26 protein-coding genes are annotated in these 26,126 nt (G+C 65.4%); 14 read left to right on the plus strand and 12 right to left on the minus strand.

Translation table 11 applies throughout. From position 1 onward, the window contains the following. Positions 1-51 precede the first annotated feature (51 nt). The 5 genes from folK to ML401_RS11610 form a co-directional block, all read right to left on the minus strand. Positions 52-543: a 2-amino-4-hydroxy-6-hydroxymethyldihydropteridine diphosphokinase gene (gene folK / locus ML401_RS11590; RefSeq protein WP_285812003.1), complete on the minus strand. Its 492-nt coding sequence runs from the start codon at positions 541-543 to the stop codon at positions 52-54. Between the two features lies 1 nt (position 544). Next, complete coding sequence (folB, locus tag ML401_RS11595) at positions 545-913, minus strand: dihydroneopterin aldolase (protein WP_027533885.1); 369 nt, start codon at positions 911-913, stop codon at positions 545-547. Further along, positions 913-1,782 carry a dihydropteroate synthase gene (folP, locus tag ML401_RS11600; protein WP_285812004.1) on the minus strand — a complete coding sequence of 290 codons (870 nt, stop codon included), beginning with the start codon at positions 1,780-1,782 and terminating at the stop codon, positions 913-915. Before folP ends, folB begins: the two co-directional genes overlap by 1 nt. Positions 1,783-2,015: 233 nt before the next feature. Continuing rightward, positions 2,016-2,423 (minus strand): DUF4332 domain-containing protein, encoded by a 408-nt coding sequence (locus tag ML401_RS11605; RefSeq protein WP_194407141.1) that lies wholly within the window; start codon positions 2,421-2,423, stop codon positions 2,016-2,018. Between the two features lie 41 nt (positions 2,424-2,464). Beyond that, on the minus strand, positions 2,465-2,830 hold the full coding sequence (locus tag ML401_RS11610) for a DUF2267 domain-containing protein (RefSeq protein WP_211417661.1): 366 nt from the start codon (positions 2,828-2,830) through the stop codon (positions 2,465-2,467). Between the two features lie 349 nt (positions 2,831-3,179). Here ML401_RS11610 and ML401_RS11615 point away from each other — a divergent pair, with 349 nt between their 5' ends. Both ML401_RS11615 and ML401_RS11620 read left to right on the plus strand, forming a co-directional pair. Continuing rightward, positions 3,180-4,802 carry a helicase HerA-like domain-containing protein gene (locus tag ML401_RS11615; protein ID WP_212067161.1) on the plus strand — a complete coding sequence of 541 codons (1,623 nt, stop codon included), beginning with the start codon at positions 3,180-3,182 and terminating at the stop codon, positions 4,800-4,802. Positions 4,803-4,933: 131 nt separating this feature from the next. After that, entirely contained in the window at positions 4,934-6,340 is a 1,407-nt protein-coding gene (locus tag ML401_RS11620) for a M20/M25/M40 family metallo-hydrolase (RefSeq protein WP_211418294.1), read from the plus strand. Between the two features lie 190 nt (positions 6,341-6,530). Here ML401_RS11620 and ML401_RS11625 read toward each other — a convergent pair whose 3' ends face one another. After that, complete coding sequence (locus ML401_RS11625; RefSeq protein ID WP_145663372.1) at positions 6,531-7,310, minus strand: class II aldolase/adducin family protein; 780 nt, start codon at positions 7,308-7,310, stop codon at positions 6,531-6,533. A 121-nt stretch (positions 7,311-7,431) separates the two neighbouring features. Beyond that, positions 7,432-9,081 (minus strand): glycosyltransferase family 39 protein, encoded by a 1,650-nt coding sequence (locus ML401_RS11630; protein ID WP_211417658.1) that lies wholly within the window; start codon positions 9,079-9,081, stop codon positions 7,432-7,434. A gap of 310 nt (positions 9,082-9,391) precedes the next feature. Here ML401_RS11630 and ML401_RS11635 point away from each other — a divergent pair, with 310 nt between their 5' ends. Together ML401_RS11635 and ML401_RS11640 are read left to right on the plus strand one after the other, a co-directional pair. After that, a complete protein-coding gene (locus tag ML401_RS11635; protein WP_285812005.1) occupies positions 9,392-10,276 on the plus strand; it encodes a DUF308 domain-containing protein in 885 nt (294 codons plus the stop codon). Positions 10,277-10,409: 133 nt separating this feature from the next. Beyond that, positions 10,410-10,829: a MucR family transcriptional regulator gene (locus tag ML401_RS11640; RefSeq protein ID WP_211417656.1), complete on the plus strand. Its 420-nt coding sequence runs from the start codon at positions 10,410-10,412 to the stop codon at positions 10,827-10,829. Between the two features lie 129 nt (positions 10,830-10,958). Here the strand turns inward: ML401_RS11640 and ML401_RS11645 are convergent, their stop codons facing one another. Beyond that, positions 10,959-11,387: a SufE family protein gene (locus tag ML401_RS11645; RefSeq protein WP_194407147.1), complete on the minus strand. Its 429-nt coding sequence runs from the start codon at positions 11,385-11,387 to the stop codon at positions 10,959-10,961. A 67-nt stretch (positions 11,388-11,454) separates the two neighbouring features. Beyond that, the gene (locus ML401_RS11650) at positions 11,455-11,898 is read right to left on the minus strand and encodes a DUF5330 domain-containing protein (RefSeq protein WP_194407148.1); all 444 of its coding nucleotides are present in this window, start codon (positions 11,896-11,898) and stop codon (positions 11,455-11,457) included. Between the two features lie 410 nt (positions 11,899-12,308). Between ML401_RS11650 and ML401_RS11655 the strand changes: the two genes are divergently transcribed. The 4 genes from ML401_RS11655 to ML401_RS11670 all read left to right on the plus strand — a co-directional run bounded on the left by ML401_RS11655 (position 12,309) and on the right by ML401_RS11670 (position 15,653). Continuing rightward, entirely contained in the window at positions 12,309-14,192 is a 1,884-nt protein-coding gene (locus ML401_RS11655) for a PAS domain-containing sensor histidine kinase (protein ID WP_285812007.1), read from the plus strand. Then, positions 14,185-14,889, plus strand: a complete 705-nt coding sequence (locus ML401_RS11660) for a peptidoglycan-binding domain-containing protein (protein WP_285812008.1) — start codon at positions 14,185-14,187, stop codon at positions 14,887-14,889. The genes ML401_RS11655 and ML401_RS11660 overlap by 8 nt, the downstream gene beginning before the upstream one ends. A 156-nt stretch (positions 14,890-15,045) precedes the next feature. Continuing rightward, complete coding sequence (locus ML401_RS11665) at positions 15,046-15,255, plus strand: hypothetical protein (protein ID WP_211417653.1); 210 nt, start codon at positions 15,046-15,048, stop codon at positions 15,253-15,255. A gap of 53 nt (positions 15,256-15,308) precedes the next feature. After that, positions 15,309-15,653 (plus strand): DUF1491 family protein, encoded by a 345-nt coding sequence (locus ML401_RS11670; RefSeq protein ID WP_211417652.1) that lies wholly within the window; start codon positions 15,309-15,311, stop codon positions 15,651-15,653. Positions 15,654-15,824: 171 nt separating this feature from the next. On the opposite strand, the gene ML401_RS11675 is transcribed toward ML401_RS11670, so the two are convergent. Next, complete coding sequence (locus ML401_RS11675) at positions 15,825-16,802, minus strand: DUF2336 domain-containing protein (protein WP_285812010.1); 978 nt, start codon at positions 16,800-16,802, stop codon at positions 15,825-15,827. 254 nt (positions 16,803-17,056) lie between these two features. Here ML401_RS11675 and ML401_RS11680 point away from each other — a divergent pair, with 254 nt between their 5' ends. Further along, entirely contained in the window at positions 17,057-17,245 is a 189-nt protein-coding gene (locus tag ML401_RS11680; RefSeq protein ID WP_212067156.1) for a hypothetical protein, read from the plus strand. A 16-nt stretch (positions 17,246-17,261) separates the two neighbouring features. Then, complete coding sequence (locus ML401_RS11685; protein ID WP_285812011.1) at positions 17,262-18,014, plus strand: hypothetical protein; 753 nt, start codon at positions 17,262-17,264, stop codon at positions 18,012-18,014. A gap of 64 nt (positions 18,015-18,078) precedes the next feature. Here ML401_RS11685 and ML401_RS11690 read toward each other — a convergent pair whose 3' ends face one another. Then, positions 18,079-18,984 (minus strand): LysR family transcriptional regulator, encoded by a 906-nt coding sequence (locus ML401_RS11690; protein WP_285812012.1) that lies wholly within the window; start codon positions 18,982-18,984, stop codon positions 18,079-18,081. A 93-nt stretch (positions 18,985-19,077) separates the two neighbouring features. Between ML401_RS11690 and ML401_RS11695 the strand changes: the two genes are divergently transcribed. The 4 genes from ML401_RS11695 (at position 19,078) to ML401_RS11710 (ending at position 25,276) form a co-directional block, all read left to right on the plus strand. Then, on the plus strand, positions 19,078-20,088 hold the full coding sequence (locus ML401_RS11695; protein WP_285812013.1) for a zinc-binding alcohol dehydrogenase family protein: 1,011 nt from the start codon (positions 19,078-19,080) through the stop codon (positions 20,086-20,088). A 333-nt stretch (positions 20,089-20,421) separates the two neighbouring features. After that, positions 20,422-23,841 (plus strand): CHAT domain-containing protein, encoded by a 3,420-nt coding sequence (locus ML401_RS11700; RefSeq protein WP_285812014.1) that lies wholly within the window; start codon positions 20,422-20,424, stop codon positions 23,839-23,841. A gap of 102 nt (positions 23,842-23,943) precedes the next feature. After that, on the plus strand, positions 23,944-24,315 hold the full coding sequence (locus ML401_RS11705; protein WP_285812015.1) for an Ig domain-containing protein: 372 nt from the start codon (positions 23,944-23,946) through the stop codon (positions 24,313-24,315). Between the two features lie 196 nt (positions 24,316-24,511). Then, positions 24,512-25,276: a hypothetical protein gene (locus ML401_RS11710; protein ID WP_211417648.1), complete on the plus strand. Its 765-nt coding sequence runs from the start codon at positions 24,512-24,514 to the stop codon at positions 25,274-25,276. On the opposite strand, the gene ML401_RS11715 is transcribed toward ML401_RS11710, so the two are convergent. Beyond that, a complete protein-coding gene (locus ML401_RS11715) occupies positions 25,242-26,123 on the minus strand; it encodes a LysR family transcriptional regulator (protein WP_285812016.1) in 882 nt (293 codons plus the stop codon). The two genes, ML401_RS11710 and ML401_RS11715, sit on opposite strands and share 35 nt — an antisense overlap. Positions 26,124-26,126 lie beyond the last annotated feature (3 nt).

Consider the following 26,126-nt stretch of genomic DNA (forward strand, 5'->3'; position numbering starts at 1 on the left):
CGCGGGGCGAATTTGCCACGGCGGACCGTCCCTGCAAACGGTCGTTTTTGGTTAACCGGTATCCGGAAGCCGCTCAATGCCTTGCGTCGAGACGCTGGCAAGCCCGTCGCGCACACGAATGCCCGAGATCACGCGGTCCGGCGCGATCTCGGCCAGCGGCACCAGCACGAAGGCGCGCTCGAACAGGCGCGGATGCGGCAAGGTCAGGTCGGGCTTCTGCAAGGACACATCGTCATAGGCGATCATGTCGAGATCGAGCGTGCGCGGGCCCCAGCGCCGATCCTTGTCGCGCGTGCGGCCGAACTTCTGCTCGACCTTCTGCAGCACGAACAGCAGCGCGTGCGGATCGAGGCGGGTCTCGATCTCGATGCAGGCATTGGTGAATGGGGCCTGGTCCTGGTCGCCCCAGGGCGGGGTCGCATAGTCCGAAGAGCGTGCGATCAATGCGCCTTGCGCCATGCCGCAGATGTGCGCGATCGCTTTGCGGAACGTCGCGCGGACATCGCCGACATTGCCGCCGAGTGCGATCAGTACGCTCGCCATGTCAGGGATGCCGCGAGCGCGTCAGCATGATGCCGACATCGTCGAAGATCGCGGCGATCGGCGCATGCGGCTTGTGCACGGTGATCTTCACGGCGCGGATGCGCGGGAAGTGCGACAGGATGGCATCGGCCACCGCGCCGGCGGCGCGCTCCAGAAGCTTGTAATTGGTGTTCTTGAACGCCGCGGTCGTGGTCGCCACCACGTCGGCATAGGACACGGTGTCGGCGAGCCGGTCGCTGCGCGAGGGCTCCGACAGGTCGGTATAGAGCTCGAGGTCGATGACGAAGCGCTGGCCGACTTCGGTTTCGTGATCCATCACGCCGTGGCGGGCATGGATCGACAGGCCGGTGACGAAGATCGTGTCGGTCATTACTTGCCCTCTGGCTTGCCCTCGATCGCGTGCGCGACCCGCAGGGCCTGCAGGGTCTCGGCGACGTCATGGGTCCGGATGATCTTGGCGCCGCGCTGCGCGGCGATCAGATGCGCGGCGATCGAGCCGGCGAGACGCCCCGATGGCTCGGACGGCGACACCGAGGCGATGAAGCGTTTTCGCGAGGCGCCGACCAGGATCGGCAGGCCGAACATCTCGAATTCGCGTAACCGCGCCAGCGCGGTCATGCTCTGCTCGGCGGTCTTGCCGAAGCCGATGCCGGGATCGAGCACGATCTTGTCGCGGGCGATGCCGGCCTTGGCGGCGATATCCAGAGAGCGCAGGAAGAACGTCTTCATGTCCGTGACGATGTCGATTGCGGGATCGGCGTCGTCGCGGTTGTGCATGACGATGATGGGCACGCCTCTTGCCGCCACCAGCGGCGCCATGGCGGGGTCGCGCTGCAGGCCCCAGACGTCGTTGGCGATCGACGCGCCCTGGTCGAGCGCGAAGGCCACAACCTCCGCCTTCATGCTGTCGATCGAGACCGGCACGCCGAGGGCCGCGACGCCAGCCAGCACCGGCTTCAGCCGGGCGAGCTCGTCGTCCGCCGTGACCGGCTTCGCGCCCTTGTAGGGCCGGGTGGACTCGGCCCCGATATCGATGATGTCGACGCCGTCCGCGATCATCGCCCGCGCGCGCGCGAGCGCCTTGTCGGGCGTGATGAACTCGCCGCCGTCGGAGAAGGAGTCCGGGGTGACGTTGAGCACGCCCATCACCGCCGGGACAGGCCGTTCCAGCAGCGTCCGCAGCGCATCTGGCCCGGCCGAGCCGGCCGGGGAGACGGTTGGGGAGGGCGAGGCATTCATGCGGGTGGCTTTAGCGGTCGGGGAGGGGGAGTCAAGCGGGGTCGGGATGCCGAGGGCTACCAGCCTCGCTTTCCCGTCACCCTGAGGTGGCCGTTCCTTCAGCGGCCCTCGAAGGGCGACGGCCCGGCTGTCGAGGTGTGGCCGCTCATCCTTCGAGGCTCTCCACGGGACGCGCTGCGTCCCGTGCTTCGCACCTCAGCATGACGGGGAGAGGGCGGACCAATACGCCACAGCTAATACGTGATCTTCGGCTGCAGCTTCTTCGCCTTGGCGATGATGTCGCCGACCGACTTCTCGGAGGGCAGGATACGGAGCAGCTTCTTCTTCTCGTTGGCGTCGCGCATGCTCTGGGCGAGCCTTGCCGGATTGCGATAGGCGAGTTCGCGCACGGTGGTGACGCCGGCGGCGCGGACGAGGCCGACCTTGGCCCGGCCCATGCCGGGGATGCGCATGTAGTCGGAGACGTTGGCCCATTCCAGCAGCAACTGCTCGCTGATGCCGGTCTTGGCGGACAGCGCCTTGCGGCCCTTCACCGTGCCGGCCGCCTCGAGCAGCGCGTCGGTGGTGCGGATACCTTCCGCCTTCAACTTGTTGGCGGCAAAGACCGACAGGCCCTCAATCTCGGAGATCGGATATGTCATGATACTCGATATGAAATGCCAAGGCTCAGGCGAAATAAGGCTCAGGCGAATTGGCTGAGGCCCGGCGTCCCCGCAACGATCTTGCCCATCTGATCCGCTCCGATTTTGTCTCGGCCGAAGCGGAAAAGTTCACGGGCGACTTTTTGAATCTCCGACATGCCGAGCCCCAGGCCCATCAGGCGCGTGCCGACCGCCATCAGGCCGCCGCCCATCAGCCGCGACAGTCCGCCGCCGCTCCTGGATGCCTCGATCGCGGCTTCCGCTCCGGGGATCTGATCGATCAGGGCCTGCACGCTATCGGGAGGACCCTCGCTGCGGAGGAAGCCCAGGATGATGCCGACGGTCTTTTCAGCGACAGCACCATCTATGCTGGCGTTTGTCGCCAGCCGCCCGATCAGCTCGTCCATAAGGCCCGCCCCTCAGCCGGTTGTATGCCGGAGTATTGCTTTCGAAAATGATCTTGAGCCGGTGTGATGTGAAATACAAGCGATGAACGCGGGCCTCGCCGCGATTCACCTTCGAACGCGCAAAAGGTGTTGCAGCGTTGCAAGAGCGGAGATGGAATCGGCGAAAAAATGCCGCGTTGCGAACGGCTCGTTCCTACTTTTGGCTGATAGCATTCGTCGGTTTCCGACAATGTCGCATGCGCGGAGCGCGTTGAATGGTTTTAATCGGCGCGCGACATGCGTTAAACTACGGAACTGGTGCATTCGAGTTTCAATACGCGAAACCCGGCAGAAGAGATCAGAGAGAAGTATGACCGCACAGGACAGCAAGCTCGGCGATACCGACGACAAGATCTTCGTCGGCAAGGGAGACGAGCAGGCATGGCTGGCGCTGGCGCTCGCCAATCGCCACGGCCTCGTTACCGGTGCAACCGGAACCGGCAAGACCGTGACGCTGCAGGTCATGGCCGAAGGATTTGCGCGTGCCGGCGTTCCGGTCTTCGCCGCCGACATCAAGGGCGACCTCTCCGGCATCTCCGAGGTCGGCGAAGCCAAGGACTTCATCCTCAAGCGCGCCTCCGAGATGGGGCTGACATTCCAGCCCGACCAGTTCTCGACGGTGTTCTGGGACGTGTTCGGCGAGCAGGGCCACCCGGTGCGGGCGACCGTCACGGAAATGGGGCCGCTTCTGCTCGCGCGCATGCTCGATCTGAACGACGTGCAGGAAGGCGTGCTCAACGTCGCCTTCCGCGTCGCCGACGACGCCGGGCTGACCCTGATCGACATGAAGGATCTGCGCGCACTGCTCGACGCCATCGTGCCCGATAGCGGAAAGAAGGGGGCGGATGCCGAAGAGAGCCCGCTGGCCGACGTCAAAAAGGCGGCTCAGGGGTTCGGCAACGTCACCAAGGCCACCGTCGGCACCATCCAGCGCCAGCTGCTGGTGCTGGAGAACCAGGGCGGCACCAAATTCTTCGGCGAGCCGGCGCTGACGCTGAAGGACTTCATGAAGACCGACCGCGACGGCCGCGGCATGGTCAACATCCTGGTCGCCGACAAGCTGCTGCAGAACCCCAGGCTTTACGCGACATTCCTGCTGTGGATGCTGTCGGAGCTGTTCGAGGAGTTGCCCGAGGCCGGCGATCTGCCCAAGCCGAAGCTGGTGTTCTTCTTCGACGAGGCGCATCTGCTGTTCAACGACGCGCCCAAGGCGCTGATGGACAAGATCGAGCAGGTGGTCCGCCTGATCCGCTCCAAGGGTGTCGGCATCTACTTCGTGACGCAGAACCCGATCGACGTGCCCGACCGTGTGCTCGGACAGTTGGGTAACCGGGTGCAGCACGCGCTGCGCGCCTTCACCCCGCGCGACCAGAAGGCGGTCGCGGCCGCGGCCCAGACCTTCCGGCCCAACCCCAAGCTCGATACCGCCAAGGTGATCATGGAGCTCGGCAAGGGCGAGGCGCTGGTGTCCTTCCTCGAAGGTAACGGCACGCCGACCATGGTCGAGCGGGTGATGATCCGTCCGCCGTCGGCCCGCATCGGACCGATTACGCCGGACGAGCGCAAGGCGATCATGGCTGCAAGCCCGGTGAAGGGTAAATACGACACCGCGGTCGATGAAGAGTCCGCCTACGAGATGATCCAGAAGCGCATCGCCGGCACGGCGGCGACGGCCGACGGATCGGCTGGCGGAAGCGGCGGCGGCATTCTTGGCCAGATCGGCTCGATCGTCGGCACGGTGTTCGGCACCAACGTCAAGCGCGGCCGCATGTCGACCGGCCAGGTCATCGCGCGGGATGTGACGCGATCGGTCACCAACCAGGTGATCGGCGGGATGGCGGCCAATATCGGCAAATCGCTCGGCGGCCAGCTCGGCGGCTCGATCGGCCGCACGCTGGTTCGCGGCGCGCTCGGCGGATTGCTGCGAAGGTAGGCAGCTCTCCCGTAGCGACCTTCGAGACGCCCGCCATGCGCAGGCTTGCTACGTCGTGTCGTGGCTGGCACCGGCGCGGCGGCGGCGCTAAAAGCGCAGATATCTCGACACCGGAAATCAGGAACATGACCATGGCCCATGCGCAGCTTCAATCCGTGCTCGATCACATCGACAAGGACTTCGACAACAGCCTGGAGCGTCTGTTCGCACTGCTCCGGATCAAGTCGATTTCCGCGGATCCGGCCTTTGCCGGGGATTGCAAGGCGGCGGCGGACCATCTCGCCAAGGACATCGCGAGCCTCGGCGTCGCCACCGAGGTGAGGCCGACCGCGGGCCATCCCGCGATCGTCGGCAAGACCCAGGGAGACGGCAAGTCCGGCGGGCGGCCGCATGTGATCTTCTACGGCCATTACGATGTGCAGCCTGTCGATCCCCTCGATCTCTGGCACCGTCCGCCGTTCGAGCCCGTCGTGACCGACCACGCCGACGGCCGCAAGATCATCGTCGCGCGCGGCGCCGAGGACGACAAGGGCCAGGTGATGACCTTCGTCGAAGCCTGCCGTGCCTGGAAGAAAGTGACCGGTTCGCTGCCGATCGACGTCACCTTCCTGATCGAAGGCGAGGAGGAGGTCGGCTCGAAGAATTTCGTGCCCTTCATCGAGGCCAACAAGGACGAGTTCAAGGCCGACTACGTGCTCGTCTGCGACACCGGCATGTGGGATCGCAACACGCCAGCGATCACGACCTCGCTGCGCGGCCTGCTCTATGAAGAGCTGAAGATCACCGCCGCCAATCGCGACCTGCATTCCGGCGTGTTCGGCGGCAGCGCGATGAACCCGATCCGGGTGCTCACGAAAATTCTCGGCGGCCTGTTCGACGACGACAACCGCATCACCATTCCCGGCTTCTATGACGGGGTGAAGGATCTGCCGCCGGACATCCTCGCGCAATGGAAGAAGCTCAACCTCACGCCGGAGATGTTCCTCAAGCCGATCGGCCTGTCGATCCCGGCGGGCGAAAAGGGCCGGCTGCTGATCGAGCAGGCATCGTCGCGCCCGACCTGCGATGTCAACGGCATCTGGGGCGGCTATATCGGCGAGGGCTCCAAGACGGTGATCCCCTCGCACGCCTCGGCCAAGGTCTCGTTCCGCCTGGTCGAAGGGCAGGACCCGCAAAAGATCCGCAAAGCCTTCCGCGACTACGTCACGGCGCGGCTGCCGGGCGACTGCAAGGTCGAGTTCGGCGACCATTCCGCCGCGCCCGCCGTCGCGCTCGACTGGAACATGAAGCCGCTTGCGGCGGCCAGCAAGGCGCTCACGGAGGAATGGGGCAAGGAGACCGTGCTGATGGGCTCGGGCGCCTCGATCCCGATCGTCGCCGACTTCAAACGCACGCTCGGCCTCGACTCGCTGCTGGTCGGCTTCGGCCTCGATGACGACAACATCCACTCGCCGAACGAGAAATACGACCTGCGCAGCTTCCAAAAGGGCATCCGCTCCTGGGCAAGGATCCTCGCCGCGCTCGCGGAAGTGAAATAAGGGCACTCTGTCCCCGTCATCGCGAGCGCAGCGAAGCAATCCAGAAATCCCGCCGCGGATTGCTTCGTCACTTCGCTTCTCGCAATGACGAGTGGCCCAAAATAAAAACGCCGCCCGGAATTGGGCGGCGTTTCATTCCAAAAGGCGTAGAGGTTCGTTGAGAGCTACTCTACACCAAATCCCGAAAATCTCAAGACCGGTAGCCCGGAAGCTCGCGGTCGAGCTTGCGCAGCAAGGGCGGCCAGACGAGGTTCGTCGCGCGCAGCTCGGCGCGATCGCGGTTGGCGAGCAGCTCGGTGTTCTTCTCGATCGCGATTTCCTCGACCGGATAGACCGGCGTACCGAGCGCGCGCGTGCGCACCTGCATCGAGCAGGCGCGCTCGAGGTGGTACATGCGCTCGAAGGCGGAGGCGACCGAGCGGCCGACCGTCAGCGTGCCGTGATTGCGCAGCAGCATGTGGTTGTGGTCGCCGAGATCCTTCTGCAGCCGCGGCCGCTCGTCGTGGTCGAGCGCGATGCCTTCATAGTCGTGATAGGCGAGGTCGTGGGTGACGAGCTGGGCGGTCTGGTTCAGCGGCAAGAGACCCTCCGCGCTGCTCGACACCGCGGTGCCGTCGAGGGTGTGGAGATGCAGCACGCAGATCGCGTCCTCGCGCACCTCGTGGATCGCAGAATGAATGGTGAAGCCGGCCGGGTTGATGCTGTATTCGCTCTCGGAGAGCTGGTTGCCGTGCAGGTCGACCTTGACGAGGCTCGAGGCCGTGATCTCGTCGAACATCAGCCCATAGGGGTTGATGAGGAAGTGATGGTCGGGACCGGGCACGCGGGCGGAGATGTGGGTGTCGACCAGATCGTCCCAGCCGTACAGCGCGACCAGGCGATAGCAGGCGGCGAGATTGACCCGTTGCTGCCACTCGGCCTCCGTCATGTTGGAGGGCACTTCCTTCAGGCGCGCTTCCGCTGGCGACATGGCTGGTCTCTCCGAACATCGTTGTTGCGGGGAGGGAGCGTAGTACCGCTCCAGGTTGGCAGCAAGGCACACAGAGCGCGGCAGTCCAGCGTAGCCCGCATGGAGCGGGCCACGAAGATCATTACGGCGCGGGGATCGACAGCAGGCTGGAAATGCTGCGGCCGCGGATGTCGTAGACGCGGGCGAACACCACGTCGTCGCGCTTGATCTCGACCATCACGGGCGCGGTGAGGCCCTTGCAGTAGAACTCGCCGAGCGTCATCGCGAAATCGGCCGCGTTGGAATCCCAGCCGATGGTGAAGTCGGGCCCGAGGGCGACCTGCGCCGGGCGCTGCGGACCGCACACCGCGACCTTCCATTTGCGGCCAGCCGGCGGCACTTCCTGGCGCTCGACGATCTGCTCGCGCAACTCGTCGGAGGCCTGCTTCAGCGCCAGACCCCAATAGTCCAGCATGAAGCGGTCGTCGGCGCCGCGTACGGTGCCGGCGATGTGGTTGAAATGCGTGTATTGATAGGGATGCAGCCGGATCATCTCGGCGAGCGACAGCGCGAGGCCGAAGCAGAAGGTCGCGAGCACGACCGGCTGCCAGGTGCGGTGATTGGCGCGCAGGCGCTCCATTCCCCTCGCGAATGCGACGCCGCCCAGCACCGCCATCGGCGGAATCACGAACACGAAATGGCGGATGCCGTTGTACAGCGCCGGCCGCTTCACCATCGCGATCGCGAGCGGCAGGGTCGCCGCCAGCGTCAGCATCAGCATGATGGTCTTGCGCCGCGCCGGCACGTGGCCTCGCGGCAGCATGGCGAAGGTGCTGACCACGGCGCCGGCCGTCAGCACCAGCATCACCTCGGGCAACTGGAGCGCGAACAGCGTCGGCAGATAGGACCACGGCATGTCGGGCACCGACACGATCGCGCCGTCGAACATCTCCTTCCACGGCTTCTCGAAGAAGTGCGAGAAATAGGTCAGCGCCTCGAAGGGATTGCCGGGCTCCAGGATCGACCACGGCCAGATCAGGCCCATCACGAGATAGCCAAACGCGAGGCCGGGCAGCAGCACATAGACGACATGGGCGAAGCGCCTGATAGCCTCGCGCAGACCCTCGCCGCGCAGTTCCTCCAGGAACAGCGGCACGAAGCCGAGCATGGCATAGACCAGCGCAAGCCCGCCGAGAATGCGGCAGCCGAGCGAGAGGCCCGCGCCGAGCCCGACGATCAGGATCGTGCGCGGCGACGGCTGTGGATATTCCTCGGCGAGCCGGACGAGGCCGAGCATCAGGATGATCATGGCCACCGCGAAGGGCGCGTCCTTCGGGTTCATGAACATGTGGCCGTAGAAGATCGGGCAGAGCGCGAGCAGCAGGAGTGCGGCCAGGCCGGCCAGGGGGCCGCCGATGCGGCGGGCGAGGCGCCAGGTCACCGCAAGTCCGATCACGCCGACGATGGCGCCGACCAGGCGTCGCGTCTCGAACAGTTCGAGCGGAATGATCTTGTGCAGGAGGGCCGCGACCATGTCGAAGCCGCCGCCATACATGTAGAGATTGGCGAAGGAGAGCGCCGCGGTGTCCTTGAAGCCGGAACCGAACATGCGCAGCAGCAGGTCGGCATATTCAGCGTGGGTGTAGTCGTCCCAGCCGAGGCCGTAGTCGCGGAAGGTCAAGCCGGCAATGACGGCGACCGCAGCCAGCACCAGCATGGCAAGATCGTCGCAAGTTCGTTCGACCGAGCGCCGCTGCGGCGTGTCGATCGCCGAAGTCGTGATGGATGTCATGGCTATCGGTGCCCCGGAATCCCCTCTTGGCCCTGCTGGTGCGCGCGGGCCTCAACCCCGGACTCCCTATAGCGCAGTTCCATTACCAAGTAATTGGGCATTATGGCTAAATTCCTGATGCGACGCAGCAATTCCGGATCAGCGGCAGTCACCCAGCAGTAGCGAGCCCTAGCTGAAGGGAATGTGAATAAGTCTCTGATTTCCTTCCCATTAGGAACGCTGCTTGTATTTGGTCGTTGGCGTGGAACACCGTATGACGGTATCGTGGCGTGACGGGTCGCGTGTGGACGTGCGACCGGGGGTGAGTTCGATGACCTTGGCATTGTTGATCGTGGGGATTTTCGCCGTCGTGGCGGGCCTCCTTTCGATCCTGTTCGGCTTCTCAGTCAGGGAGTTCAGCCTCGGCAGCCCCCTCATAATCTCGGGCACCATCGCCGTCTGCTCCGGATTGTTACTGGCCGGCCTCTATGTCGTGGTCGCGGAACTGCGGGGCATCGCGCGCCGGCTGGCCGGTGCGCCGTCCGAGGTGCGGGTCAGGCCCGTGCTGCCGGGCCTCGGTGCATCCGGGCCGGGCGCCGCTGCGCCCGAGCCGATGCCTGCATCGGCGGCAAGGAGCGAGGCAAGAAACGACTCGGCGCCGCCACCGCCGCCACCGGCTGCAGGGCCGCCGCCTTGGCAGAGCGAAGCTGCCGCGCGGGAGCGTCCGCGTGTCGAGGCTCCGCCGGAGCCTGAGGCTGCAACGCCGCTCGCGGCTCCGGAAACGCCGCGCCGGCGCAATCTGTTGTTCGCATCGACCTCGCGCAAGGAGCGGGAGCGTGCCGAGGCGAAGGCCACCGACGGCGCGCCGCCGCAACTGCCTGCCGAGCCCAGTGAGGCCCTGGAGACTCCGTCTGCAAGCTTTGACGATGCCTGGCCGAAGCCGGACCGCATGCGTCCGCCGGAGCCGCCGCCTGCCTTGCGCCGCCCGCCGCCGCGCTCGCCATCGACCTTCGCGGAGGCCGCCCCGCCTGCGCCGGAGCCGGCGCCTCCACCACCTGTCGAGCAGCCGTCCGTCACCGTGCTCAAATCCGGCATCGTCGACGGCATGGCCTATTCGCTCTATTCCGACGGCTCGATCGAAGCGCAGATGCCGGAGGGCATGATGCGCTTTGCCTCGATCGACGAACTGCGCTCGCATCTCGACCAGCGCGGCTGAGCGAGATAAAGCTCTCTCCACCCGTCGTCAGCTCATCCTCGCCAGTTGTCGCATTTCGGCCGAACGGCTGGTTGACACGGATAGTTCGGCGTCGTCTATCCCGTGAGGCGCAAGGTGGAGAGAGGGCGGGCCGATGTCGGACGCTGGGGCGAAGAATTTCATCGAGCTGACGGCGAGCATCGTGTCGGCCTATGTCGGCAACAACCCGACGCCGGCCGCCGATATTCCGAACCTGATCAGCCAGGTGCATGGCGCGCTGGTGCGGGTGTCGTCCGGCCGCACTGAGAGCGCACCGCTCGAACCGGCGAAGCCCGCGGTCTCGCTGAAGAAGTCGATCGCGCCGGATTATCTGGTTTGCCTCGAAGACGGCAAGCGCTTCAAATCGCTGAAGCGCCATCTGCGCACGCAGTACAACATGACGCCGGAGCAATATCGCGAGAAATGGGGCCTGCCGGCCGACTATCCCATGGTCGCGCCGAACTACGCAGTGGCGCGCTCGCAGTTGGCCAAGCAGATGGGCCTCGGGCAGCAGCAGCGGAAGAAGGGGAAGTAGCGCGGGTAGCGTGACACGCCGCTGCTCTGGAGGTGTCGCAGGGCGGGCAAGGTGCGCTCTTGCGCGCCGTGGCCACGAGTTTTTCCGATCACGCTCAGGACGTGGGCACGCTTCGCTTTGCGAAGCTACTTACGACGCTTCCGCCAGCGCTTCCTTCGCATCGGTCTTGATGCGCTCGACCATCGAGCGAAGGCCGTTGGAGCGCTGCGGCGTCAGATGATCGCGAAAGCCGAACTCGTTGAACACCGCGATCGCGTCGGTATCGAGAATCTCCTGCGGCGTGCGGCCCGAATAGAGCGACAGCACGATCGCGACCAGTCCGCGCACGATATGGGCGTCGCTGTCGCCGCGATACTTCAGGATCGGCGCGCCATGGCTGCGGTCGACCAGCTTCTGCAGCCAGACCTGGCTGACGCAGCCGTTCACCTTGTTCGCGGCGGAGTGTTCCGCCTCCGGCATCGGTTCCAGGGTGCGGCCAAGCTCGATGACGTACCGGTAGCGGTCGTCCCACTCGTCCAGAAGCTCGAAATTGTCCCTGATTTCGTCGATTGTCGTCATGCTGGCCCGTGTTCCCGCTTCCCGCCAATATAGGGATGCGAAGCGGCGAAATCGATAGGGTTGGGGCCTAATTCGCTGCTTGAGGGCCGCGCCATTCCAGCGCGAGATCGTCCTGACTCAGGGTGTCGTGCGGCGCTTCGCTCGAGACGGCATCGCCTTCGCCGGCCATGGCGATCGAGCCGGTATGGTCGGGCGCCTTCTTGTCGTTCTTGTCGTTTTTCTCGTTCTTGTCGTTGGTGATCTGATCTTTCTTGTCGTTGATGATCTGGTAGATCTTCTTCGCGCCGTCCTGGGCGCGCTGGCCGATGATGGTCGCGGCCTGCCCGCCGACCTCGCAGGCCGCCGGCTGGCGCTTGCAGAACTGGGTCATGTCGGAGACGGCCGCGGTCGCAGCCTGAACCGCGTCGGCAGCGCCGATCTGCGGCAGCTTGTCCGATTCGGGCGTCTTGTCCCGCGGCAGGAGCACCAGCACCAGCCCGAGCCAGAATGTGATGCGGAGCAGAAAGCGCATCTCTATCGACCTGTATGGTAGATCCCGTCCGCGGCGAACTCCGGGGATGTCGGACCTAGCAACTCTCGATAAATCGCAAGTGATTGCCTTGAGCTTAATTCGCGGAAAATTGGCGCAAAATTCTTCGCGATCGAAGGTGTCGTAAATTTTCGATTGACGCCGCGGCCCGTGATACTGCTGGCGGGCCTATCCACCAATTCGAAACCATGAGCGGGACGGTGAAACCCTGTGTTCACCATCCTCACTGAAGACGTCGCCAAATCGTCTAAAAAGCCCCGCGATGTCCCGGCGTCCGGCCGCGTGTCGCGCCGCCTTAGCACTCGTTTAAGGTCGCTCTGACACGGTGGGTTCAACGACAAGGAGGCGTTCCGGCGCGTCTTCTAAGACGATTGAGCCGAAGCGCGAGACCCGTGACAGTTTTGAGTATCATCCGCGATTGTCTCGATGCGCTGCTGCATCCCTCCGCGCGTTACGATGCGCTGATGCGCGCGCGCCATCGTGCCTTCATGGCGCCGCGGCTGCTGGGCAGCCTGGCCGCCTTTGCCGCATTCCCGATCTATCTCGTCCTGCGCGGCGCGCCGAGCGCGATCGAGGTCGCCGCCTTTGCATGGCTGGTCGCGCCGATCATGCTGTCCTGGTTCCTGTCGCGCACCGGCCGCTATGAAGGCGCGCATGTGCTGTCCTCGCTGGCGCTCGCCGGCCTGATCATGGCGGTCGCGGGCTCAACGGGCGGCATCGAATCGTTCGCCGCGGTCTGGCTGGTCGTGGTTCCGCTCGAAGCCGCGCTGTCGGCCTCGCGCCGCGTCACCGTCTTCGCTGCATTGCTCGCACTGTCCTGTGCGGGACTGCTGACCCTTCTCAGTCAGCTCGGCTGGCTGCCGTCAGCAGACACCAGCGCCGCAGAACGCGGCGTGCTGATGGCGTGCGGTGTCGTCTCGGCGACGGTCTATGCCGCGGGCCTCGCCTTCGGTGCGGAATCGCTCGCGCGCACCAGCGTTGCGCTGCTGTCTCGCGAAGAGGAGCGTTACCGCCTGCTCGCCCGCAACATGAGCGACATCGTCTCGCGGCATCAGCGCAACGGTGCCGTGCAGTTCATCTCGCCGGCGGCGGAGGCCATGCTCGGCCTGCCGATGGCGCAACTGCTCGGTCATGGTCTGTTCGACCGCGTCCATGTCGCCGATCGCCCGGCCTATCTCACCGCGCTGTCCGATGCCGCGCGCGGCGAGGTGCGCAGCGTCGAGTTCCGGCTGCGGCGTGAGCCGGATGGGACCGAGCGCGGCCAGATCGATTTTCTCTGGGTCGAGATGCGCTGCCGCCCGCTCGACCAGGATCTGGGACGTGACGCCACGCGCGAGGCCGAAGTCGTCGCCGTGATGCGCGACGTCACCGGTCACAAGCTGTCCGAGCAGGCGCTCGAGCAGGCGCGCAGCGCCGCTGAAGCTGCCGATGCCGCCAAGACGCGCTTCCTTGCCACCATGAGCCATGAGCTGCGGACGCCGCTGAACGCCATCATCGGCTTCTCCGAGATGATCGCGCAGGAGCAGACCCTGATGCTGGGTGCGGCCCAGCGCCGGGAATATGCCCAGCTCATCAACGATTCCGGCCAGCATCTGTTGTCGGTCGTCAACGGCATCCTGGACATGTCGAAGATGGAGTCGGGCAATTTCGAGATCGCGTCCGAGCCGTTCGCGCCGCGCGCCTCGCTCTTGCATTGCTGCAATCTCCTGGCGCTGAAGGCGCGGGAGAACGGCATCGACCTCATCACCGACGCGCCGCAGGACCTGCCCGTCATGACCGGCGATCCCAGGGCCTTCAAGCAGATCGTGCTCAATCTGGTCGCCAACGCCATCAAGTTCACCGAGCGCGGCGGCCAGGTGTCCGTGTCCGCAGCGGTGACCGGCTCGCAGCTGACGCTGCGCATCAGCGACACCGGCGTCGGCATCTCGCCCGACGATCTCAAGCGCATCGGCGCGCCGTTCTTCCAGGCGGGCAAGACCTATCAGCGCCGTCACGAAGGCACCGGCCTCGGATTGTCGATCGTGAAGAGCCTCGTGGCGTTGCATCTCGGCGAATTGACGGTACAAAGCAGGTTGGGCGAGGGCACCGCCGTCACCGTCAGGCTGCCGCTCGTCTACACGCCGTCGCAAGCCAAGCCGGCCGAGAGCAAGATCGCGACGCTGACGCCGGTGCTGCGCCAGGAAATTCAAGGTCAGGAACTTCAAGGCCGGGAGATTCAAGACCAGGCTCACGCCCCCTCTCAGGACCAATCCGCTCTGGTGAAGAAAAGTGCCTAAGAAATCTGCCAAGAACGAAGTCGCTCCGCGCCGCCGTGGTGCCAAAGCAGCGGTTGTCGATATCGAGACCGAGCGCAACCTCGTGATGCGCGTGCTGCTGCACAGCCCCAAGGACACGTTGGCTGGTCTCATCGCCGTCGCCGCGATCGGCGCGATCGTTGCCAATGCGCTGTTCCTGCAGACCGGCCGGCATCCGGCGCCGATGTTCGGCACCGTGATCAATCTGCCCGCGCCGTCCTCCGTGGCGCTGTCGAATCCCTTGCCGCGGCCGCGCCCCGTCGGCGCCGACAGCTCGCCACTCGAGCCGCGCGCGACCGAGTTCCGCGCTGAGCCCAAACCCGCCGAGCGCGCCGCCGAGAAGCCGCCGGAGAAACCCGTCGAAGCGACCGCATCGACGCGCGCGAACGATCCCATGACCAATCTGGTCAAGCAGACGACCTCGACGCCGTCCTCCGCGATGCGTCCGCCGGCCCCGATTCCCGTAACCCACAACCCGGCCGCACGGCGTATCGCCGGCGTGCAGCGCGCGCTGTCCGAATATGGCTACGGCAATCTGAAGATCACGGGCACGATGAGCGGCGAGACCCAGTTCGCGATCCAGAAGTTCGAGCGCGAGCACAAGATGCAGGTCACCGGCCAGCTGTCCGACCGGCTGCTGCGCGAGCTCGGTGCCGCGATCGGTCATCCCGTCGAATAGCCACGCCGCTCGCTGTCATTGACGCCGATCAATTGTCGGGCATGCCGCACCGGCACATCATGGCGTCTTCGGCAGGCGCGATTTGCTTGGGATCAATGACGGCCGAGAGTTACGTGGACCATGATCGCCCATCTTCAACGAGGAAGAGAGGGTGTCATGTTCAAGGTCTCGGTCTTGGTCTGGATCATGCTGGGTACGGTGCTGGCGGGTGTCAGTCTGATCGTCGTGCTGATGGTGCCGAGTTTCGCCGCCGATGCGATCAGGAACATCCCCTATGCGGTCGCCGTGGGATTTGCGCTTGCGGTGCCGCTGTCATACCTCGTTGCGCTTCAGATCCGCGGCGGGAGGGGCGTCAGCAAGGCGTGATAATCGGACGCTGAGACTGGCGGCGCGCGTCACGCTGGCCTATCGTTCGACTCATGCGTTTGAAATCCAACATATGGGTCGCGGCTTACCTGCGCCGGTGCCAGACCGAGGGCGTGTTCGGAGCGGTCCGCCGTCGCGGCGCCGAGGAGGCGGGCGCGGTGTTCGTGAAGGTGTCGCTGCTCGACGGCCATGCGATGCTGTATGCGCCGGCCCCGCAGACCTCTTACGATGACGGCCGCCCCGTCGATCGCTTCTTCGTGCCGGTCGCGCCGCAGCCTCTGCCGGAGCATACCATCGAGGAACGTCTCACTAAGGAAGTCCGCTTCGACCCGGACGCCTGGATCGTCGAGACAGAGGACCGCGCCGGGCGGCATTTTCTGGAGCTGGCGAAGACGTAACGGCTGCTTCGATCGTATCCCGGCTCTGCACGGCGACGCGTCAGCGTCGCCGTGCAGAGCCGGGACCCAGTGGGCTGCACGGCGTAACGCGGTGAGATGGACCCTGGCTCTGTAGCGTATCGCTAGCGCGCTGCGTCCGGGGCACGAGCTGAAGAAGCCTCAGGGCCGGCTCTAGCGCTCCGACGACCCGTCGGTGCCGGTGCGGCGCGGCGGCATCGCGCCCGGCTGCACGCTTGGCCGCGTCTGGCTCGCGCCGGCACGGGCGCGCTGGCGTTCGCCGTCGTGCAGTGACGGCTGGTACTTCGCGCGGGTGACGGCGAGCGTCGAGCCGCGCCAGGCCGCCAGCATCACCAGCGCCGCGCGTTCGCTGATTCGGTCGTAGAGCCGCGACAACCGGTACACCTCGTTCACGGAGGTGCCGATCTCCGGCTTGAAGAACAAGAGGATGCGCTGGAAGTTCGGGCTCGGCATGTCGAGCGCGCGCGCGGCGACCGCGAGGGCCTCGCCGCCGGCATCGTCGACGATCTGGGCTGCGACGCGCGAGGGTAGGATCAGGCTGTCGCCGAGCTCCAGGGCGAAGTTCTCGACATCGCCCGCGATCGCAGCCATCTCCAGGATCTGAATCGCACGCTTGGCGCGCACGGTCGGAATGCGAGGGGCGGCCTTCAGCGGGGTCTGCGCCAGATTGTGCAGGATCAGCGCGCGCTCGGACGGGCCGGCGCCAAAGAACATGTCGTGGATCTCGGCGGCGTCCTTCGGCTGCATCGCCATGCTGGCGGCCATGCGCAGCTCGGCGTCGGAGGGCGTGCGGACCGGCGCGGGGGCGGGGGCGGGAACGGGAATCTCGCGGGCAAGCGGAATCCTGCGGCCTTCCTGGGCTGCGACCAGCCCGAGCTTCTGCAGCACCGCCACGGGCGTCTGCGGATAGACCGCGAGCTTGGCCTTGATGGCCGCGCGCGTCGCATCGTCGACCTGGTCGATCAGCCGTGTTGCAAGCTCGGTGAATTGCCGCTGCTCGTCCTCGCTGTGGACGCGCGTCTGGACATAGAGGTCGGTCAGCACGCGCAGCAGCGTCGGCCGAACATCGACGCCTTCGCGACGGGACAGCGACATCAGCCCGTCGAATCCGGGAAACAGCGACTTGGTCATGGAGGGATACGCGACCTGAAAAACATGCTCGCCGCCAGCCTAGCGCAGGCTCCTTTAAAGGCTCGTTAAGGAAAACGAGGCGTGAAGCCGAACGCTCGACTTGTAGCAATTCCGTGCCTTGACGGGACGTCGCGGCCGGCCCGTGCGGCTACGGTCGGAACGCCGCGTTTACACCCCGTTAACCATGAACTGATCTTAATGAATTGCATGTTGCAGGGGCGCGTTCGGTCGCGCGGCAATTGAAGAGAGCTGACATGGGGACCATCATTGAATTTCCGGCCGGTCGCCGGGTGGGCTCGTCGGGGGATGTCGCTCCGCGCGCGGACATGGGAACGATCCTGATCCTTCCCGTCATCCGTATCGAGCGCGAGGCAGATGAAACCAGCGGCGATCGCGGCCCTGAGCAGGGCACAGCGCCGGGACGCCGTCGTCGCCGCCGCTGACATCCGGCTGCGTGCAATGCCGGACACCATCCGCCAGATCCGGCCCGTCATATCGGCCGTCCTGCTCGCAGCCACGCTCGGTGCGTGCAGCGGTGGCGATTTCGGCCGTACGCGCGCCGACATGCGCAGCGACGACATGCATCGCTGGCTGGGTGCGGAGGTCACTTCCAGCGTCGGCCTGAAGCCTTCGCAATTCCAGCTCACCGACGAGGAGCGCCAGCTGCGCGACCTCGCCTATCCCATGATCGAGCCGCCATTGTCGCGCCCCGCCTGGAAGAGCGTGTTCGGCGACTACAAGGCGATGCCCTCGCCCTGGCGGCAGAAGGTCGTGTTCGACCGCACCATGTACGGGCGCACGCTGATCGACGAGCCGCACCGCTCGCACTCCTCGCGCTATGCGCAGCTGATCGAGGACGTGCGCAACGACATCACCCGCTTCGAGCCGTTCTTCGGCAGCGCCATCCGCGTCATCGATCTCGACAGGAAGCGCGATGCCAGTATGGCGCGCGTCTCAGCGCTCTCGCCGAAGGAGAAGGACGACGCGGTCGCACGCATGCAGGAGAACTCGCTGATCGTGCAGTGGGTGCAGCAATGCCTGGAGCAGCGCGTCTCGTCCTACCGCTGGGCGCTGGAGCGCCTGGTGATCCAGGCGCCCGACGGAATGGCCGCCGACGCCGACCGCCTGATCGGCGAGCTCGCCGCCCAGACCGCCAACCCGCCGGTCCAGGCGCAACCGCCCTACGGCCGCGCGGTGGTCTCGAAGGGCTGAGGCGATCGCCTTCCATTCACAGGGAGGCCGACCGCGAACACGCAGGCGGCAGAGGTGACTTCACCTACGCGTTTCGATAGCCGAGCCGCTTTCGCAGCCGTGGGGTGGCAAAGTCCAGGAAGGCGCGCAGCTTCAACGGAACCTGGCGCTGGCTCGGATAGATCAGGCTGACCGGAAGTGGCGTGGATTCGTAAGCGCCGAGCAACTTCACCAGCGTTCGCTTCTTCAATTCGTCAGCGATGAGATACGACAGGACGCGGGCGATCCCGGCACCTGAAACAGCGGCTGCGACCGCAGCTTCGGCGAGGGAAACTGCAAGCCGGCACCGGACCTCGACCGTCTGTTCGTTTCTTCCGGTCGAGAACTTCCAGTCGGACGTCGCGGTATGGGCCTGCTGGGTGATGCAATCATGGTCCGCGAGGTCGGCCGGCCGCTTGGGCGTGCCGCGTGTCTTCAGGTAGGCGGGGCTGGCGCAAGCGACGAGGCCGACGGCGCCGACGCGCGTGCCGATCGTGTTGCTGTCCGGTAACTCCCCGATGCGCATGGCGAGATCGACGTGCTCCTCGATCAGGTTGACGTATCGATCGGTGAACTGCACCCGAACCCGGACGTCGGGGAAGGCGCGCTGAAACTCCACGACGATGGGCAAGAGATGGCTGCGGCCCATGACCGCAGGCGCGGTGACGATCAACTCGCCCTGCGGCGCGCGGTATTCACCGGCTGCCGTACGCTCGACTTCCGCGATCTCTTCCACGATCCGACGGCATGAGGCGACATAGCTGCGCCCGATATCGGTGAGCACGAGCTTGCGGCCGCCGCGGTGGAGAAGGCGGACGTTGAGGTGTTCCTCGAGATCGGACACACGGCGGCTCACCGTCGCCAGCGGGATGCGCAATTGGCGGCTCGCGGCCGACAGGCTGCCGCTGTCGGCCGCCGTCACCAGGATGGTCATGGCTTCGAGGCGGTCCATCGTCCTTCCAAAATTGAAAGCATCGTTCTCATTTTGACAGATATCGCTCAAATCTGGAAGGCATTAGATCGACTTCGGAGCCTAACACGTGAGGTGAGCGAAGCCATGAAGGCGATCCAGTACCAGCAGTACGGAGATTACAGTCAAAACCGCCTGGTCGAGCTAGCGAGGCCGGAGGCGCGCGCCGGCGAGGTCATCGTCCAGATGCGAACGGTCGGTATCAATCCCTTGGACAACACGTTCCGATCAGGCCACCACTACGCCGCGACGCCGGAAAACCTGCCGCGCGTCGGCGGCCAGACCGGCGTCGGAGCGGTCGTCGAGAGCCAGAGCGAAGACTTCAAGGCCGGCGATCGCGTATTCGTCAGAGGAGCGGGTTTCGGCCTCACGGCCGACGGCACCTGGCGCGAATTCGTGGCCGCACCAGCCTCTGGCCTGTCACACGTCCCCGAGACTGTCGATGACGATCACGCCGCAGCCTATCTGGCAGGCGCGGGATATCTGACGGGCTACCTGGCTCTGACTGAACTCGCAAAATTCAGGCCGGGACAAACGGTTCTCGCACCGGCCATCGGCGGTGCCGTCGGCATGGAAACGGTGCAAGTCGCGCGCCGCCTCGGTGCCGCGCTGACGATCTCGACCGCAGGCAATACGCAAAAGGCCGAGCAGGCGCGTGCGGCCGGTTACGAGCATGTCATCGATCTCTCCAGGGAGAGCCTCAAGGACGGCGTGCGCCGCATCACGGAGGGCAAGGGCGTGGACGTCGTGGTGGATGGGGTAAGCGGCAACCTCACGGCCGAAGTGCTTGCCTCGCTCGCCTTCGGCGGCACGGTCGTCGTCGTCGGCTACGCCGGAGGGCGCCAGTCGAATGTCAACGTGACCGACATCATCTGGAGGGCCGCGACGATCCGCGGCTTCACGTTCCGGCTCTTCACGCCGGAAACGGTCGCTGCGGCCGGCGCCACGCTTCTGAATTACCTTAAGGAGGGAACGTTGCATCCCACCATCGGCAAGGTGTTTCCCATGTCCGAGGCGGCGGAGGCCGTCCGCTTCCTGATCGAGGACCGACCGTTCGGGCGCGTGCTCATGCACGCCCGGCGGTGACGGCAGCGCGGCGCTCGCGGCCGGTCCTGGTTGAGCCGCCGCGCGCGCCCGAGGTCGGTCTTCGCCGCTGCTTCTGCAGCTTGTCCACAAACTCCTTCAGCGCATCCGCCAGCGGGACCGAGGCGCGCCAGGCGATCCTGCCCCCGCGGCCAATCAGCGCGCTCAGCCCGAGGCCACGCGTCAGTTCGAAATCCCGAGGACCTGTGCCGTCCCTGGACCGCTCAACTCTGTTGAGGCCTCAGGGAACCGGATTCATGGCTCTTGTCCTTCCGGACCGGCCGGATAGGATTGTCCCGTTTCTTCAAAGTCATTTTACCCTGAAGGTCTTTCGCGATGAGCTTAGACGCCCTGCGTCCGTTCAAGAGCTGTCCGGACGTTACCCCGCGCCATCACCTGCTCGCGCTTGCCATTTTCCTCGGGTCGACCGGCTCCGCGGCCGCGTTGACCAAGGAGGCAGCGATCGAGAATTGCCGGATGAGCGTCGGCAAACCGATCGTGCAGGCCTGCATGCGCGCTGGCGGCGGACCCGCCGGGGGCGCCAATCTCGAAGCCTGCCGCGCCAAGGCCTCGCCTCAGGTCAAGGCTTGCGTGATGGCGGCGCTGAATGCTGCCAATGGTCGTGCCAATATCGCGGTCGAGCTTCCCAAGGAAACGGCGCCCAAGCTCGAGGTAGGTGCCGCGCTCCCGAACGATTTCGTTGCGCCGCCGCGCAGCATTGCCGACATCACGGCGGTCCTCGACGGCGACAAGCCCGACGAGAAGATGATCGCGGAATTGAAATCGGACGCCGACGCCGCGCCCAGCGGTAAGGAATCCCGCCAGGATCTCGCTCAGCTCTATTTCGATCGCGCCAACGCACGCGCTCAGCTCGGTCGGCTGGCCGAAGCGATCTCCGATTCCGACAAGGCCGTGGAGGTGGGGCGCGGCGCGGTCGGTCCGCAATTGCTAGGACGGATTCTTCAACTCCAGTCGCTGCAATATGCTCTCGCCGGCGATCCGAAGCGCTCGCTCGAGATCATGCAGAGGCTTCTGCGCGAATCGGCCAGCATGCCGGGCGCCAAGGGATTGCAGTTCAACACCAACCGCGCCGTCGCGTCCGTCCTCATCCAGATGGGCGATGTCGCCCAGGCCGAAGCCTATGTCCGCCGCAGCCAGATCGCGATCCAGGAGGCCCGCACCAGCGGTCATCCCAATTGGCGGTCGGCTTACGCGAAGTTCGGCCAGAGCTGGGAAGGCGAGTTGGAGCTCTCGCGCGCCCTGATCTTCGAGGCGCGCGGGCAGTTTGCCGACGCCGAGGCCGCATATCGCAAGGCCGAGCTGCGCAAGCGCGCAAGTACGAAGGCAGTCATGGAATCCGACAATCCGCCGGCGGAGACCATCCTGCTGCAGGCGATCGACGGCATCGTGCTGAATCAAGCCCGCATGAAGGCCAGGCAGGGCAGGCTCGCCGAGGCTGAGGTGGATGCGCGCCGCGCGCTGCTCTCGCGCCTGAAGGATACCGGCAAGTACAATTCCGTCACGCCGCGCTTCGTGATGGGGCTGGCGGGCATTCTGGTCGACCAGGGTCGTTACGAGGAGGCCGAGAAGCTCGGCCGTGTCGCCCTCGAGATCAACAAGAAGGTCGGCGTGCCGGAGGAGTCGCAGGCGACGGTGCAGTTGCTGTCGCAGCTTGCAGGCATCCTGACGCTGCGCCGCCAGACCGCCGAGGCGAGCAAGATGTTTGCCAGGATCGACAAGGCCGTCGCCGGCTGGGATTCACAGCGCCGTCAGGTGTTCGAACTCAATCCGTCTCGTATCCTGTCGCTCTATGGTTCCGGACAGTTGGACGCAGGCATTGCCGCCGCCGAGCAGCTCGTGAAGAAGCAGATCGCCCGGGTCGGCGAGAACCATTTCGATGCCGCTTCGGCGCGCGGCACGTTGGCCGTCGGACTGATGCGCGCTCGGCGCGACTCCGATGCGATCAGGGAGTTCAAGGCGGCCATTCCGGTCATGATGGCGAGCGCCAATGAGAACGCCGATGACGAGAACACCACGGTGGTGGCCGCGCGCAGCCAGCGGCTGCAAACCATCGTCGAAAGTTACTTGATGCTGCTCGCCAGGGCCGAAGGGACCGGCAAGGACGTCGGGGAAGAGACGTTCGGCCTCGCCGACGCTGTCCGCGGCCGTTCGGTCCAGCAGGCGCTGGCGGCTTCGAGTGCGCGCGCGGCGGCAAAGGATCCCGCGCTCGCCGACCTCGTGCGCAAGGAGCAGGACTTGACCAAGCGGGTCAACGCCCAGCTCGGTACGCTCAACAACGTGCTTGCGCTCCCCGCCGCGGAACGGGACGACAAGGGCGTTGCGCAAATCCAGGCCTCGATCGCGGCACTGCGCGGACAGCGCGACAAGGCGCGCCAGGAGATCAAGCAGAAATTCCCAATCTACGCCGATCTTGTCTCACCCCGGCCGCCGAGTGTCGCGGAAATCCGCGCCACGCTGGCCGACAACGAGGCCATGCTGTCGTTCTATTTCGGCCAGAACGGCAGCTTCGTCTGGGCCGTGCCGAAGTCGGGGCCTGTCGCATTCGCCGCCGTGCAGGCGAAGATCGGCGATATCGAAAGCAAGATCCGCAAGCTGCGCGAAGCGCTCGAACCGCAGGCCGCGATGATCTCGGATATCCCGCCGTTCGACCTCAAGCTCGGCTATGAACTCTACGAGCTGTTGCTCAAGCCCGTTGAGAGCGGATGGAAGCCGTCCAGGAACCTAATCGTCGTGACCAATGGCGCGCTCGGCCTGTTGCCACTGTCATTGTTGCCGACGGCGCCGGCGGAGGTCGCCGCCGACGAGGATCCGCTGTTCATCGGTTACCGCAACGTGGCGTGGCTGGCGCGAACCCATGCCGTGTCGACGGTCCCATCCGCGGCGGCGTTGCGCACGCTGCGGCAACTGCCGCCGGGCAAGCCGGGACGCGGCGACCTCGTCGCCTTCGGCGATCCTTACTTCAACAGGGATCAGCAGGTTGAGGCGGACGGCGCCGGGGAGAAAGTTCAGGTCGCCGACGCGGGCGGCAATGTCACGCGCGGCGGCCCGCTCAAGCGGCGCAACAGTCCGAAGCTCGATGGCGTCGACAGCGCCGAGCTTGGTTTGCTGCCGCGGCTACCCGACACCGCGGACGAGCTGAAATCGATCGCGCTGGCGCTGCAGGCCGATCCCTCGAAAGTCCTGTTCCTAGGCAAGGACGCCACCGAGAGTGCGGTAAAGACCATGAATCTGTCCGGCTTCAGGATCCTGGCCTTTGCCACCCACGGCCTCGTCCCGGGCGAGCTGAACGGGCTCACGCAGCCAGCACTCGCCTTGTCCTCTCCGGCGGTGACGGGAGAGGGCGGCGACGGCCTCCTGACCATGGAGGAGATATTGGGTCTCAAGCTCGATGCTGACTGGGTGATCCTGTCGGCCTGCAACACCGGTGCGGGCGCTGGCGCAGGGGCCGAGGCGGCGTCCGGGCTTGGGCGCGCATTCTTCTACGCTGGAACGCGTGCGCTCCTTGTGACGAACTGGTCGGTGCATTCGCAGTCGGCGCGGCAATTGGTGACGGACTTGTTCAAACGGCAGGCCGACGATCCCAAGCTGTCGCGCAGCGAAGCGCTGCGTCAGGCGGCGATGGCTCTCGTCGATGGTCCGGGCTATCTCAACAGCGAAGGAAAAACCGAGTTTGCCTATGCGCATCCGCTGTTCTGGGCGCCGTACACGATCATCGGCGATGGCGGCGTGCGCTGACAAACAAATGAGGGAAGGGGTGAACGGACGATGACGCGGAATGTCTTGTTGGGCATTGTGGCGGCAGCTTTGTTGCTTTCGGCACCTGCGCACGCCACGCAATTGATCACCGAGGAAGAAGCCAAGCTGCCGCCGCCGAAGGGAGCGGTCGCGGCCGACCGGCGCGGCATTCTGCGCGGTCCCAAGGTCGAATTCATCTCGCCCGGCGGTGCCGTCAGCTCACCGATGCCGCTGGTGTTGAAGTTCGAGTCGTTCGGCGGGGCTAAGATCGACCCGGAATCGGTCAAGGTGATCTTCCTCCGCACGCCCAACGTGGACCTCACTCCGCGGGTCAAGCCATTCGTGAAAGCGGAAGGCATCAACATGCTCGACGCGGAGCTGCCACCGGGGGAATACACCGTGCGGGTCGACGTCAAGGACAGCGATGGTCGGCCCGGCACGACCATCTTCACCTTGAAGGTTGCACCCAAGTGACGTGTCCTTACTGCCGGGCTGACAGCGCCGAGGGGGCGCTGGTCTGCGCTGCCTGCGGGCGCGACATCGCCGTGCCCGCCACGTTGATCGCCGAGAGAGACGATCTCCTGCGCAAACGGGAGGAGCTGCGCGATGAACTGAGGCGCGCCAGAGCCGAAATCGAAGCCGTCACAAGGCGAAGGAAGTCGCGCTAGCGATGGAATGTCCGTTCTGCGCCGAAACCATCAAGGATGAAGCGATCGCGTGCAAGCATTGCTCGCGGGACTTACGCGTCGTGCAGCCGATGCTGCGCGAGATCGACGACATTGTCGCCGATCTGGACAAGCTCAGGCGCGATCTCGACCGCATCAATGTCCGGCTGGAGCGCTACAACAATCCGCTGCGTTATTACGGCACGCACGCCGTGCTCTACGTTGCCATTCCATCCCTCCTGCTGGTGGTCGCGCATGTGCTCGTGACCATCACCTTCAACGTATCCGCGCTCCCGCTTCGGATCGCGTCGATCGCGATACCACTTCTGTTCGGCTTCGTGGCCTATCCGTTGCACCGCGTCTCTACCTTGCCCGCCTTCGTGCTGGCGTTCCTGACGGCAGGTGTCAGCATCCTGTCGATGCTGACGGTAACCGGAGTTCACGATCATGTCCCGATCTTGCCGGAAGCCTGGATCGAATGGCGCGAGGTGTTCGAATATGGCGCTAGCATCCTGCTTGCCTTCGTCTCCGGAAACATCTTGAGCGTGGTGATCTTCCAAGTGCTGCCGCGGGTTTTGACCCAGGGCGGCAAGCCGAATGCGTTTGCCTTCCGCGTGGCGCGCTTGCTCGGCCAGCACGTCGGCGAAGAGCAACTGCGCCGCCGCGCCCGCCTAATTCAGGATCTCATGCAGACCGTCGGGCCGCTGGCCGGCGTGGCCGCGACCGGTATCGGCTCTATCTATGCCGGCTTGAAGGGCTTGTTGGGTTAGCTCGGTCTTTAGCCCCAGCGCGCGGTCCGGCCGGCCGCTGCTTCTGCAGCTTCCCCACAAACTCCTTCAGCGCATCCGCCAGCGGGACCGAGGCGTGGTAGGCGAGGCCGACCTCGCGCGTCACCTTGACCTCGATCTCGCGCACCGCGATGTCGGGATTGCCGCGCGCCACGCCCTCGGGGACGATGGCAATGCCGACACCGGCCGCGACCAGCGCGATGGCCCAATCCTCGGATTGTGCGATCGCAGCGGTCTGGCGCCGCTGCGCATTGCGGCCGAAGAACGCGCTTTGTTCACAATGGCAGCGGTCGATCCGCGGGACGCCGGCGAGATCGGCGGTGCGAAGCTTGTCCTTCAGCGTCAGCGGATGCGACGGCGGCAGCGCGGCGACGTAGCGCTCGCTCCACAGCGCGACGAACTGCTCGTCCTTGCGCAGCATGCTCTTCGAGATGATGCGCGCATCCGCCTGCTCGTCGCTGCCGACGAGGCGGAGCGCGACGTCGCTGCGCGCTGTCAGCGGCTTCAAGAGCGCGATCGTGCGAGGCACGTCGAGCGTGCGCATCAGGCCGAGCGTGACATTGGTCTTCGTGCTCGGCTTCCTGAACAGGCTGCGCGCCGCGTCGGTCTCGTCGATGATGCGGCGCGCCAGAATGTGAAACTGCTCGGCCGAGGCGGTCGGCGCCACGCCCTTCTTGTGCCGGATGAACAGCGTGGTGCCGAGCTCGGCCTCGAGACTGGTGATCGCGGTCGAAATCGACGGCTGCGACACGAAGCAGGCCCGTGCGGCGGAAGTCAGATTGCGTTCGCGGTAGACGGCGGCGAAATAGCGAAGCTCGCGGATGTCCATAGG

It is taken from the genome of Bradyrhizobium sp. 62B (assembly GCF_030272265.2).
GTDB lineage: Bacteria > Pseudomonadota > Alphaproteobacteria > Rhizobiales > Xanthobacteraceae > Bradyrhizobium.